The sequence below is a fragment of the Aquabacterium parvum genome (assembly GCF_001447195.1).
Taxonomy (GTDB): Bacteria; Pseudomonadota; Gammaproteobacteria; order Burkholderiales; family Burkholderiaceae_C; genus Aquabacterium; species Aquabacterium parvum.
Genome location: NZ_LFRI01000454.1, coordinates 34,969 through 48,039, shown reverse-complemented (window position 1 = coordinate 48,039; position 13,071 = coordinate 34,969). Strand labels below are relative to the sequence as shown.

7 protein-coding genes are annotated in these 13,071 nt (G+C 64.0%); 1 reads left to right on the top strand and 6 read right to left on the bottom strand.

What is annotated here, in order from left to right:
- On the top strand, nucleotides 1–337 hold a 337-nt coding region (locus tag ABG80_RS23605; protein ID WP_235513931.1), incomplete at its 5' end, for a hypothetical protein.
- On the opposite strand, the gene ABG80_RS17825 is transcribed toward ABG80_RS23605, so the two are convergent.
- The 6 genes from ABG80_RS17825 to gspD form a co-directional block, all read right to left on the bottom strand.
- Complete coding sequence (locus tag ABG80_RS17825) at nucleotides 312–1,958, bottom strand: SEL1-like repeat protein (protein ID WP_058088955.1); 1,647 nt, start codon at nucleotides 1,956–1,958, stop codon at nucleotides 312–314. The genes ABG80_RS23605 and ABG80_RS17825 overlap by 26 nt on opposite strands.
- Nucleotides 1,927–4,398, bottom strand: coding sequence for a phospholipase D-like domain-containing protein (locus ABG80_RS17820; protein WP_058088954.1), 2,472 nt, complete (start codon nucleotides 4,396–4,398; stop codon nucleotides 1,927–1,929). The genes ABG80_RS17825 and ABG80_RS17820 overlap by 32 nt, the downstream gene beginning before the upstream one ends.
- Nucleotides 4,399–7,911: a type VI secretion system Vgr family protein gene (locus ABG80_RS17815; protein WP_058088953.1), complete on the bottom strand. Its 3,513-nt coding sequence runs from the start codon at nucleotides 7,909–7,911 to the stop codon at nucleotides 4,399–4,401.
- A 165-nt stretch (nucleotides 7,912–8,076) separates the two neighbouring features.
- The gene (gene gspF / locus ABG80_RS17810; protein WP_058088952.1) at nucleotides 8,077–9,297 is read right to left on the bottom strand and encodes a type II secretion system inner membrane protein GspF; all 1,221 of its coding nucleotides are present in this window, start codon (nucleotides 9,295–9,297) and stop codon (nucleotides 8,077–8,079) included.
- Nucleotides 9,298–9,340: 43 nt separating this feature from the next.
- The gene (gspE, locus tag ABG80_RS17805) at nucleotides 9,341–10,765 is read right to left on the bottom strand and encodes a type II secretion system ATPase GspE (protein ID WP_058088951.1); all 1,425 of its coding nucleotides are present in this window, start codon (nucleotides 10,763–10,765) and stop codon (nucleotides 9,341–9,343) included.
- Nucleotides 10,766–10,785: 20 nt separating this feature from the next.
- Nucleotides 10,786–13,071: a type II secretion system secretin GspD gene (gspD, locus tag ABG80_RS17800; RefSeq protein ID WP_083506243.1), complete on the bottom strand. Its 2,286-nt coding sequence runs from the start codon at nucleotides 13,069–13,071 to the stop codon at nucleotides 10,786–10,788.

Below are 13,071 nucleotides of genomic sequence, written 5' to 3'. Positions count from 1 at the left end.
TCGGCCCATTGGCGAACTGGTCCAAAATCTCTTGGGGAATGGTCGGCAGCACAGGCTTGGCCGCCTTCGGTTTGCTTGGCATACATGCTCCTGGTCGTCATGCTATGCCCCGAACACAAAATTTCTGACAGGCCCCAGATCAACTTTCACCAAAGGTGAATCGTTCAACACGCCCGCACCTGTTCTTGCGCACGCCATAGGGATACCGCAGCCGGGCAGCATCGAGAGCGACAACAACAGCGGAGCAGCTGCTGTTACTGGTGTCCTGAAAAAAGGACCACCAACTTTTCGCACGCCCAACAAGCAGTGCATCACTTCACGCCATTACAACGCTTGATCAGTCCAGGCAAAGCCAAGTCCTGCCGCTCTTCCCAGTCCAAGCTTGCGTGTTGTTCAAGGACCTTGGCATAGCACTCCGACTTGGCCTGATTGACCGCCTGCCCAAGCTCGCCTCGACCGTGCACCCAGGACAGCAGCTGCACCGAAGCCAGCTCACCCTCTTCGGCCGTGCTTTGCAAATACGCAATGGCCTGCGCGTTGTCTTTCCAGATGTAGCGCGCGATGCGGTACAGGTCAAAGCCTGCGAGGCGCTCGCCATTGGCGTAGGCCTTCTTCAACCAGGCCCAACCCTCTGGGCCACGCTCGTCGCGAATCAGTTGCCAACCGTGCAGGTATTGAGCTCGCGGCAAGCCGGCTTCTGCAACATCTTGCTCGTTGCGTTCAGCTTCGAGGCGGTTGCCCTCGACGAGCAGACCCATGCGACGCTTACCCATGACCTCGCGCAAAGGTTCGTAAACGCCAGAATCTTTGAAGGCGGATAGAAAGTAACGAGCACGAAGGTCACCCGCATTGCTCGCTCGCGTCATCCACCTCCACGCGGTGTGCCACGTATCGGTCTTGTCGATCACGTTGTCGTAAAAGATGCGGTCGAGGCTGTACTGAATCAAGGCCCAATTGATCATGGCCCCTGTGTGCCCCGCCTCTGCAGCTCGCTTGAGCAAAGCTCCGCCTTCCTTGTACTCCTGAGCGGCGAGCTTATTCAGGCCCTGCTCGTACCACTCTTGCGACTCTCGCGAAGACTCGGGAGCCTTGAACTGCTTGCCAACGCCTCGCCATTTGGGGAAGCTGGCCCTGGGCGGCACGCACAACTGCTCGTTGAAGATGAACAGAAAGCGAGAGGGGTTTTGGCCGAGGAATTTGGTGCATCGCTCAAACGGATGCTCCTGAGGTAAATCTGCCTCAAGCCCATCCAAAGTCGCGCCAGAGAATCCTCCTCTGACAAGCCTTAACCCCCCCCCATATGCCTGAGCAACGACCATCGAATTTTTGATCTGCGCTGTCGTCGCCTGAGACCAACCTTGCCAATCTCCCTGCGCCGCCGCCACTTCCATCCACTCGCGACACTTGGTCACAACCGGCGAAAACGGGTCATAGGGATCGCGCGGGATGTTCTGCGCGCACCATGCCCGGATGGCGGGGGGGTAGCCACCCTCAGCCGACTCCTGCAGCAGCCGATTGGCGCGCTCATTCACAGCCTTGCCTTGCGCATGAAGCAGTTCACTGGACACACCGTCGTTCAAGCCAGAGGTCATGGAAGCCAAGTCGTACTTCGCAGCGACACTTCCGGCAGCCACCGCCTGCTCAAGGTAACGGCGAGCCATCTTCGCGCCACCCTTTTGCAACCAACGCACACCCATGGCTCGTAGAGCTTTGACATCGCCCAGCTTGGCGGCCTGATCGATCAGCGTCCAGCCCGCTTCGATTTGCTCTGCATAGACCTTCTCGGCATCGATCACCGACGTGAGTCCCATGCCGACCAAGGCATAGCCCTGGTAATAGAGTGACGTGGCTTTCGCAGCTTGCACGTCATCGGGCGACGCCGCGGGTACGCCGACGCTGGTGCCACAGCCAATCAGGGCCAACAGGCTAGCCAGCAGCAGCGTTGCTATCTTGGTCATTTTTCTTGACAAGTGTGTTTGCCTCTGAGGGCTTGACGTTCGAGAGGAGTTCCAAGGCGATGCGTCGGTCGTAGTTATTTTGACCCTGCGTCCACATGTAGGGGTAGCTGCACCAGAAACCCTTGACCCTTCCAGTCAGCCGAGACATAGCTTCGCCGGGCGGATAAACGAAACGCTTGGACCACGGCTGGCGGGTGTCGTCGTCACTGGATTTCCAACCAGGCCAGATGCTAGAACCCATTTGCCCACTCGACGTTTCAAGTGATGCCCGGGATCGATCTGCATTCTTAGGCACCCATTGCAGAACAGCTTCATATGCGCGGCTATTTGCGTTTGCCAAGCGCTGAATCGCGCGGATTGTTCCCTCGGCCGCTGGCGCTTCCACCACCGAGTCTGGCACATCGGCCGGCTCTACCCCACCAGGCGGCAGTGTCTCCAATAGTCCCAGATGCTTCTTCCACAGCGATCTTCTAAGTTCTCGTGCAAACCCACGAACCATGGATGGCTTCACGCCATTCAGAGTGGCTTGCATCGAGGCCGAATCAACCACCATGGCTGCAATTTCAGAGTCTCGGTCGCCCATCAAGCTTCGGTCGTTGATGTTGGCGCTGCCGATGATGGCCACGTTGTCGTCTGCCACCAAACACTTACTGTGAACGTAGATTTGCTCGCTCACCATCGGTCCTCCAGGAATCTGGCCAAAGTTGCGTCCGTGGAGCACGGTGAGGTATCTGGACCAATCCTCCTCGGGGACTTCCCAAATGCGCTGACGAACAATCGCAGGGGGAATGTTGTCAATGTTTTGCCCCCTTGACACATACTCCTTCTCGACCAACGCCCTCTTGATCAAGTTGATCAGGCTGTGCGTCCCGAAGGTGAGCGTTTGCATGGTGAGGTGCATCACACCCATGATCATGGGGCTGTTGAGCAATCCTTCCGAATGCAAGGGAATCATGAGGTAGACGTGAAAAGGCTTGTCTTCTCGGATGGCCTTCGCGATGCGCCCGCCAAGTGCTTGCACGATGAGATTGCTCACCTCTTCAACTTGATGGGTCTGTGTGCCGTAAAAGGCCTTGGTGTTAAGCCAACCCTGCTCTTGCGCAAAACTTTCATTCGCACGCCTCAACTCCTCACTCAGCGGTGGGTTCTTGATGGGCACGCCGTTGGCATCGATCACCTGCTCTGCACCATACTTCGAGATGAAGTATTGATTTTCGATGTAGATGAAATGCTGTGCGCCCTCAATCGCCCAGAGCATGGCTTCCTGGATGTCGACCTGCGCTGCACCGGTTCGCTTGCCCCGCATGGCCTCAGGCACGATGCTTGAGTAGCGCTGCTCGCGTCGGTTCTGGTCTGCGCTGGCCGAGCGGAGAATCTGAACGGTTACGCCAGGCTGCGATGCAGACGGAATTTTCTCTGGAAGGTACTGACTGATGTGTGTGCTGCCAACATGCTGGATGGGCTTCTCCCCAGTCACCTGGGGTGGCGTGCTGTCATTCTCCCAATAGGCCTTCGGTGGAAGCTCGGTCAAACCGTTCCAGCGCCTGACAAAGTTCGTCACGACATCGAAAACTGCAGGGCCCTCAATCTGCAGGTGCACGTCTTGCCAAGGCTGACGAGGCCGATCGCGGTGATCAAGCACCCATTTAGCCGCGTTGTCATAGGGCTCGCGAGCGCCTCCCGGCTGCGTGCCTTGCGCGACCCACCTCAACTCATCCTCGTTCATCTCGCGTGTGTGGGGCACGCACGCGTTGTACATCTCGTTGATGCGGCGCTTCTGGGGGTCAATCACCACCGGGAAGGTGTGATCATCGCGGCGCCCGTGGGTCAGGTCCAGCCCGCCTAGAAAGGCAACCTTGCCGTCGATGATCACGCACTTCTGGTGATGCGAGAAATAGCTGTAGATGCGCTCTGAAAAGTCAGACTCGCCCTTGGCGAGGAACACCTTGCACCCCAGTGCCCGGAGCGTTTTGGCCACGTGCACGTCATCGATGGGCGGCACGTCGAACTTGGTGCCGAAGATCATGAAGCGAATGTCAACCTTCTTGGGGTCCAGCGCCTTGATGACGTCGATCAACCGAGTTCTGCCAGATCCGAAATTCTTCAACTCCACATCCCAGGCCACTTGCCATCCGGCAATCCACACGTGCTCTCGTGCCTCGGAGATGGCCTTGTATACCGCCTCGTAGTACTTCTCGCCCGTGATGAAGAACTGGGCTGCGTTGCCTTGCCTTGGCGGCGCCAAGCGAGCCGGGTCACGCGCAAATCCAGTGGGCGTGCTCACTGCATCCCGGCCGGGGCTACCTTCTCCCTTGTCCAACAAAATCGCCACATGGTTGCCGGGTTCGGACGCGCCACCCTTTTGCTCGGGCAACTCGATGGACAAACCAAGATCCAGAAAGTGGCTTTGAAGCTCCACCGCATTCCGAACGTTGGACATTCAGTTCTTCCCTTTGATTGTTTGATCCAGCAATTGCTGAAAGCTCTTTGCTTGGAGATCTGTCGACACCGCAGGCCAATCCCCTGCCGCTTGAAGTTCGTCCACCGATGCGTTGCGGCTGTTCGTGATGTTCAGGGCGTCCAAAGCATGCGACGCGCTGAGCTTGTCCGCACTGCCTCCATCCAACTCGAACATCTCGACAGGGATGGCTTGACCGGGGTAGAGCAAATACAACCTTCCGGGGTAACGCTTCTGGGCCGCGAGGACTTTCAGGTTGGTGAGCGCATCCAATGACATGCGCCCCCTGTCGTTGGTTTCCCCGGCTGCAATGACGCGTTGCCAACTGCTCTTCAAGTTGATCAGCCGAGCAGGCGTGGCCAGCTTGGCCACGACGATCTTCCAATCTGTGTGAATCAGCGGTATGCCCAGTGAGCCAGGCATGTCTTTGAGGACGATGTCGAAGTTCGGCTTTCGCGTTTTCAATGCGGACACGGGCATCGCTGGCATGACCCATGGAGAGGTACCAGGCCCCACCATCGACTTCTGCCCCGCCTTGACCGTGATCTTGCCCGGGCACTGCGCCGTGAACTGCCCGCCCTCGATCGTGATGCTCGCGCCGCCTGCTACCGACAGCACCACGCGCTTGGCCGCCGCGATGTTGACCACCCCACTGGCCGTCTTGAGCTCCAGCGTCTGCTTGGCCGCGACTTGAGCGGGCCCAGCTTGCGCCTGCATGTCGATCGGCCCTTGCGCGGCGATCAGCGTGATGCCCTTGCCAGCGGCTTCCGTGCCCGGCTGAATCGCCCCTGCCAGCACGCCGATGCCTTGCGCCGTGTGCACGCGCACCTGCCCGCCCACGGCCCAATGGGTGTGTTGCCCGCTGGCGATCTGGGTGGTGTCCTGGCTGCTGAGGTGCCAGTCCTGGCCTGCGGTGAGGCCGATGCCCGCTTTGCCGACCAGCGCGATGTTGGGGTCGGCCATGTGGGGCAGCTTGTCGGCTGCCGCGCCGGTGGCCTTGTCTGCCGCGTCGGCGATGGCGTTGGGCAGGCTCGTGGTGCTGACGGTGCCCATCAGGCTCTTGGTGAGGGCGGCCGCTGGTGCGAGGGTGTCGTCGAGTGTGCTTTGCCGGGCGGCGCGGCTGCCAGCGGCCGTGGCCAGGCCCACTGTCTGGTGGGTGGTGGCCGCCTGGTTGAACGTCTCGGCCAACTGCTGCATCTGGCGCGCGAGAGCGATGCCGGCAGCGTTGTCGCCTGCGGGCTCGGCGGTCTGACCCAGGCCATTGCGCAGGCTGAAGGTGCTGAGCATCACGCCACGTGCGGCTCGCACACCGCCCCAGGCATCCGATCGCAACTCAAAGCCCAGGCCCCGGAAGCTGCCCCGGTGGTTGTCGGCCTGGTGCAGCAGGTGGCCCATTTGCAGCCAGGTCTGCGCCTGGGTGGTGTGCAACTGGGTGCGCAACTGCTCGGGCGTGTCGTCCCACACCAGTTGGTTGTGGCCGCTGCCGCCGAACTCCTTGCTCTTGATGCCGCTCAGCGCAGCTGCGTTGGCCTGGCCTTGTGCGCCTGGGCTGGCCGCTGCGCTGGCCGCGCCGTGCCAGGCGGGGCTGTGGCCGCCTGCGCCCGAGCCGATCAGGTTGCCTTGCGAGGCGGGCGTGTGGTCGGTGGACTGGGCCAGCGCACTCTGGTCGGTCTGCGAGCCCTGGGCGGCTTGGCCACCGGGCGTGGGCGCGATGCCCGATTCGCCCTGGCCGTTGTAGAGCGCGGCCATGACCACCGGGCGATCGATGTCGTTGCCCAGGAAGGTGACGAGCACCTCCTGCCCGATGCGCGGGATGAACTGGTGGCCCATGCCCGGGCCCGACAGGCGCTGGACCACGCGCAGCCAGCAGCTGTGGTCGCTTTGGCGTCTTTGCGGCGAGTCGATGCTTTGCCAGTGGAAGCGCACCTTCACGCGGCCCATCTTGTCGGTGTGCAGCTCGTGGGCGCCGCTGGGGTGTTCGCTGCCATCGGGGCCCACCACGATGGCCGTTTGCGGGCCCAGCGCGGTCGGGCGTGGGCGGGGGCGCAGGCCGGTGTCGTCCATGAGCACGGGGCGCCAGGGCACGTCGCGGCGAACGGCCTGGAACTGGCAGGCAAAGCCGGTGCGCTCGGCGTGGGTGTGCAGGGGCTCGGTGTTGAGTTCTTGGTGGATCGAGTGGGTGCCCTCGGGGTCAAAGCCGGGTGGGCGCTCGAGCATGGGCCAGCGCGGGCGGGCGAAGCGGCCCTTGGGGTGCGGCAGGCTGGCGTCGATCAGGGCCTGGATGTCTTTGGGCAGGTTGTTGATGCCGACGGCGTGCACCTGGGTGAAGAAGAGTTCGTGGGGTGCGCCTGTTTGGTCTGTGACGCCGGCTGAGGCACCCCACTTCGCACCCGATGTGGTGCTGGACGCCAGCCCTGACATCAGTCCCACGGTGGACTGCGTGACGCCAGCCCAGGTGCCCGCGCGCAAGGTGCGCACGCTGCCGCGCCCAAACCAGCTCTTGTGGCGCGCTTCGTGGGCCTGCTGAAGCAGGGTGGCCAGGAAGGTGGCCTCGGCGTGGTTGCCGCACACGAAGTCGCCCGTGGGGTCGTAGCTGTGCAGCCAGTCGTTGAGGGTCAAGGCTTCGTCAGGGCCCCACTGGGCGGCGGTGGGCACCTCGGCCACGATGGCCTGGTTGGCCTTGTGGTCCCAGCCTTGCAGCACCAGTTGGGTGGGGCGCAGCTCGCGCCTCGCAGCCAGGGCCGTGATGCTGTCTTGCTCTTCCTGGCTGGTGTGGCCATGGAAGCGGATGCCCCGCCCACCCAGGCTGTGCACGCTGGTCGGGTCTTCGGGTTGCTGGGCGCTTTGCACGAAGAACACCACGCGGTGGCCCATGGGTGCATCAGGGTGTTCTTCCACGCGCCAGGCGATGCCTTCTTCTGTGAGCAGCCGCTGGACGAAATCGAGGTCGCTCTCGCGGTGCTGGACGCAATACGAGCGCTGGCCACCGTTGCGGGCAAACAGCCCTTGGGCGACGTGCTCGGCCACGCCCGTGTCCCAGTGCCAGGCGGCCAGCTGCGGGTGGTCGGCAAAGACGTCTTCGACGATCTGGATGACCGATGCGTCCTGCCACACCCTGCTGCACAGGGCGTGCTCGAGCAGGGCGATCCAGGGCTGCAGCAGCAGGGCCTTGCGGGCAAAGCCGCCGTCGGACTGCAGCGAGCGCGCTTCGGTGACCACGCCGCTGCGCGAGACCTCGCTGCCATCGGACAGGCGCGTGGTCAGCGTGACAGGGCGCGCGTAGAGGTCTTTGAGGGCGACGTGGGTGTCAAGCGTGAGGACGTGGATGCACAGCTCGAAGGGCTGGGAGACGGCTTCGTGCAGCTCGAAGCGCTCGACCATCAAGTCAGCGGGCAGGGGCTGCTCGGCATGCGTGGCCGCCAGCGCGTGCAGCCGGGTGTCTTGCGCCCACGCAGACAGCAGCCCGGCCAGGTCCGACAGGCTTGGCAAATTCATGGTCCCTGAGGTTTTGATTTGAGTGGAGGCCAGTCTATGGCTGCTGCCTCAGCACAAAGCTCCCCAGGACGGGGGTAATTTGAAAACGAATGCAAATTGCGGCAAAAGGATCAGGACTCAATCACAGTCCACCCTTCGCGCTTCAATCAACAACGCTTTCAGAAATCACTTCACCCAGGTGTTCATCTGCATGATCGGCAGCATCACCGACATCACGATGAGCATGACCACCAGGCCCATCACGACGATGAGCAGGGGTTCGAGCACCGTGGCAATCGCCAGCGCACGGCGCTGCACCTCGCCCGAGAGCTGCACCGCGGCGCGCTGCAGCATCAACGGCAACTGGCCGGTCTGCTCGCCCAAGCGGGCGAACATCGACAGCAGGCCCGGGAAACGCTTCTTGGCCGCGATGGCCGAGGCCAGGGGCGCGCCTTCGCGCACCTGCACCAGCGCGTCCATCGCGTCGGCGCGCATGGCGCGGTTGGAGAGCGTCTCGGCCGCCGCCTGCAGGGCCTTGAGGATGGGCACACCCGAGCCCGCCAGCATGGCCAGCGTGCCGGCAAAGCGCGCAGCGTTGTAGCCCCGAGAAAGCCGTCCGATGATGGGCAACTCCAGCCAGAAGGCGTCGAACTTTTGACGGAAGCCCTCGTCGCGCAGCGCCACCAGCAAACCGGTGCCCCCGCCGACGATGGCCAGCATCAGCAGCCAGCCCCAGTTGCGCATGAAGGCGCTCAGGCCCAGCATGAACTGCGTCAGGAAAGGCAGCGCCCGTTTGCTGCTGGAGAACACCTGCGCCACCTGGGGCACCACGAACACCAGCAGGGCCACCACGATGACCACGGCGAACAGCGACACGATGGCCGGGTACAGCGTGGCGCCAATCAGCTTGGACTTGAGCGCCTGCTGCTCTTCCAGGTCGTTGGCGAGTTTGTCGAGCACGCCGCCAAGCTGGCCACTTTGCTCACCGGCGGCCACCACGCCGCAGTACACCTCGTCGAACTCGCGGGGCGAGCCCAGCAAAGCGCGGGCAAAGGGCGAGCCGGCGTTGACCTCGGCACGCAGGTGTGCCACGAGCTCGCGCTGGCGCGGGTCTTCGGCTTCATCGGCGAGCGCTGTGAGCGCCCGCTCCAGCGGCAAACCCGCCACCACCAGGCCCGAGAGCTGGCGCGTCCAAACGGCCAGCTCGGAAGAGTTGAACACCCGCCGCGCGAACAGCTTGGTCGAGGTGCTCTGCTCGCTCTCGGCCACCTGCACGGGCGCCACCCTGAGCGGCACCATGTGCTGGGTGCGCAGCTGGGCGCGCGCGGCCTTGGGGTTGTCGGCATCGACCAGTCCGTTGACGGTCTTGCCGGTGGCGTCCAGGGCTTCGAAGCGGAAGGCGGGCATGGTGGTTACTCAGGTGCTCGGGTCGGGGCCGTCGTGCGGGCGGTCATTCCCGCGTGACGCGCAAGACCTCTTCGAGCGAGGTCACGCCTTCGGCCACCAGGCGGTCGCCGTCTTCGCGCATGGTCTTCATGCCGCTGAGCTGGGCCACCTCGAACAGCTTGGACTCGGCCGCCTGCTCGTGGATCAGGCCGCGGATCTCGTCGTCGGCCACCATGAGTTCGTACACACCGGTTCGGCCCTTGTAGCCGCTCATGCCGCATTCGGGGCACCCCACCGGGTGCCACTTGCCCTGGTCATCCTGGCGCTTGCAGTGCACGCACAGCTTGCGCACCAGGCGCTGGCCGAGCACGCCCAGCAGCGAGCTGGACAACAGGAAGGGCTCAATGCCCATGTCGGTGAGACGCGTGACGGCGCTGGGCGCGTCATTCGTGTGCAGCGTGGCCAGCACCAAGTGACCGGTCAGCGAGGCCTGCACGGCGATCTGCGCGGTTTCGAAGTCGCGGATTTCACCGATCATGATGACGTCCGGGTCCTGGCGCAAGATGGCGCGCAGGGCCTTGGCAAACGTCAGGTCGATCTTGGCGTTGACCTGGGTCTGGCCGATGCCGGGCAGCTCGTATTCGACCGGGTCTTCCACCGTCAGCACGTTGGTGGTGGCGGCGTCGACCGTGCTCAGGCCCGCATACAGCGTGGTCGTTTTACCGGAACCCGTGGGGCCGGTCACCAGCACGATGCCGTGGGGCTGGCGCAGCAAGCGCTTGAAGCGGTCGAGCGAATCGCCGCTCATGCCCAGAGATTCCAGGGTGAACTTGTTGGCGTCGCCCTTGTCCAGGATCCGCAGCACGGCGCGCTCGCCGTGGGCCGATGGCAAGGTCGAGACGCGAACGTCCACCGCGCGACCACCGATGCGCAGGCTGATGCGGCCGTCCTGCGGCAGGCGCTTTTCGGAGATGTCGAGCTCGGCCATGATCTTCAGGCGCGAGATCAGCGCGGCGTGCAGTGCCTTGTTGGGCTGCACCACCTCGCGCAGCGTGCCATCGACGCGAAAGCGCACCGACGAAGATCGCTCGTACGGCTCGATGTGGATGTCGGACGCACCGTCCTTCGCGGCCTGCGTGAGCAGCGCGTTGAGCATGCGGATGATGGGCGCGTCGTTGCTCGACTCCAGCAGGTCTTCAACGGCTGGCAGGTCCTGCAACATGCGCGACAGGTCCACCGCGCTTTCGACCTCGCCCACCACGGCGGCAGCGCTGCCTTCACCCGCAGCGTAGGCCGTGGCGATGCGCTGCGACAGCGTCTCGGCGGGCTCCTGCTCGATGACGTCGATGGCGTACTTGCGCATCACCTCCGACAGCGCAGCGGGTGACACACCGACGCTGGCCCACAGGGTGGATCGCTCGGCGTCGGCTTCGAGCAGCAGGCCGTGGGCCCGCGCGAAGGCATACGGAAGGGGGTGGCGGGCGCCCATGGTTGTGCGGCTCCGGTCGGTCAGCGCGGGGCCGAGGTGGTGGGCGCAGCAGGTGCGACAGGCACCGATGCGGCAGGCACCGCAGCTGGCGCCGGCACCGGCTGCACGCGCGGCAGCACCAGGTTCGGCTCCGCGGCGTTCGGGTCGTCCAGGGGCTGACGCACCGAGGGTGGCGCCATGTCGTTGCTGAGCTTCCAGGGCTCGATCAGCGGCGCACCATTGATCTTGCGCATCGCTGCGCTTTCTTCAGGCTGGCTGCTGATCTGCTTTTGGCGCATGAACTCGTAGCGGTCCAGCGTGATGGCGTTGCTGGCGTCCTGGTCGCGGATCACGACCGGGCGCAGGAAGACCATCAGGTTGGTCTTGTTGCGCGAACGCGAGCGGCTCTTGAACAAGTTGCCCAACACGGGGATGTCGCCCAGCAGAGGCACCTGTGAGTTGCCGTTGCTGAATTCGTCCTTGAGCAGGCCACCCAGCACCAGGGTCGTGCCGTTGTCGATCACGACGGTGGTTTCGATGGAACTCTTGTTGGTGGTCAGGCCCTGCGCATTGGTGCGGCTGGACGCGTCCACCGACGAGTTTTCCTGGAACACCGTCATGCGCACCGTGCCGCCCTCACCCACCTGCGGTCGCACGCGCAGCGTCAGGCCCACGTCCTTGCGCTCCACGGTGGTGAAGGGGTTCACCGAGCCCGAGCTGGAGTTGTTGTTGGTGTACGAGCCCGTCACGAAGGGCACGTTCTGGCCAACGACGATCTTGGCCTCTTCGTTGTCCAGCGCGATCATGTTTGGCTTGGACAGCACGTTGCCATCGGCGTTGGTTTCGAGGAAGCTGGCCAGCGCGCCCAGGCTGTACTTGCCACTGGAGAGCCTGCGGGCAATGCCCACGTTCAAGCCCGTCAGGCCCGCGCCCACCGTCTCGGGGTCGGCGATCAGGCTGAAAAGGCCGGGCGTGCCACCTTGCGCAAGGTTGGTGCCGCCGATGACCTGGGTCGAGTTGCCCGAGCCAGCCGCCCACTGGAAGCCAACTTCAGCGAGCTTTTGCTCGCTGACTTCCACGATCATCGCCTCGATGTAAATCTGCGCGCGACGACCGTCGAGCTGTTCGATCACGGCGCGCAGCTGTTTGTACAGCGCGTCGCTGGCCGTGATGATCAGCGAGTTGGAGCTCGGGTCGGCCTGGATGAAGCCACCCGTCGAGGGCTGCACCGAGGCGCCCACCGGGGCCGTGGCCTGCGACGACGCTCCGCCCGAGTTGCTGCCCGAAGAGGTGTTCATGCCGGTCTGGGTCGTTGGCGTGGAGGTGGCGCTGGTGGGCGAGCCCCCCGATGCCCCGCCGCCCGAAGACGAGCTGCCACCGGCCGACGCGAACGCCGCACGCAGCACCTGGGCCAGCTTGACCGCATCGGCGTTGCGCAGGTAGACCACGTGGATGCCGCTGCCGCCAACGCCAGCGGTGCCCGGACGGTCCAGGCGCTGGATGACGTTGCGCACCAGCCCCATGCGGGCGGCGTTCTGGGCGCGCACCATCAACGTGTTGGTGCGGGCATCGGCCATCACCACGGCGCCACCAGCGGTCGCTCCACCGGCCGCACCAGGCGCCGCGCCGCCGTCGATGAGCTTCTGCACCATGGGCGCGATGTCCACCGCGATGGCGTGCTGCAGCGGGATCGCCTCCATGTCGGTGGTCGAAGGCACGTCCATCGCCGCGATCATCTGGCTGATGCGCTGCAGGTTGTCCGCGTAGTCGGTCACCACCAGGGTGTTGCTGCCCGGGTTGGCGTTGATCGTGTTGTTGGGGCTGATGAGCGGGCGCAGCACGCCCACCATGTTGGCCGCCGACTCGAACTGCAGGCGGAAGATCTGGGTCAGCACCTGGTCACCGGCGCGCTTGACGGTGCCGACTTCAACGGTGCCCGTCTGCAACTTGGCTTCGGCCTCGGGCACGATCTTGAGCATGTTGCCCACCTCGACCACGCTGAAGCCCTGACCGCGCAGCGCCGCCAGGAAGTTCAGGTAGGCCTCGCGCGGCGTCAGGGGCTGGTCGCTGTAGAGCGTGATCGCGCCCTTGACGCGGGGGTCGACCATGATCTGCTTGTCGACGATGACGGCCATCGCCCGCGCGACGCCTTCGATCTCGGCGTTGACGAAGTTCAGCGTGACCGTGGCGCCGCCCTTTTTGACGGGCGCTGCGGAGACCGCGCCCACCGTGAAGCCTGGCAGCAAGCCACCTGGGCCGAAAGCCAGGGCAAGGGCCGTGACCAGGGCGGTGGCGCGGGAGCGCGTGAGCAGGGGATGGGTCTTCAT

Coding starts and splice junctions, on each gene's coding strand:
- ABG80_RS17825 (WP_058088955.1), bottom strand. CDS start 1,958: ATGACCAAGATAGCAACGCTGCTGCTGGCTAGCCTGTTGGCCCTGATT.
- ABG80_RS17820 (WP_058088954.1), bottom strand. CDS start 4,398: ATGTCCAACGTTCGGAATGCGGTGGAGCTTCAAAGCCACTTTCTGGAT.
- ABG80_RS17815 (WP_058088953.1), bottom strand. CDS start 7,911: ATGAATTTGCCAAGCCTGTCGGACCTGGCCGGGCTGCTGTCTGCGTGG.
- gspF (WP_058088952.1), bottom strand. CDS start 9,297: ATGCCCGCCTTCCGCTTCGAAGCCCTGGACGCCACCGGCAAGACCGTC.
- gspE (WP_058088951.1), bottom strand. CDS start 10,765: ATGGGCGCCCGCCACCCCCTTCCGTATGCCTTCGCGCGGGCCCACGGC.
- gspD (WP_083506243.1), bottom strand. CDS start 13,071: ATGAAGACCCATCCCCTGCTCACGCGCTCCCGCGCCACCGCCCTGGTC.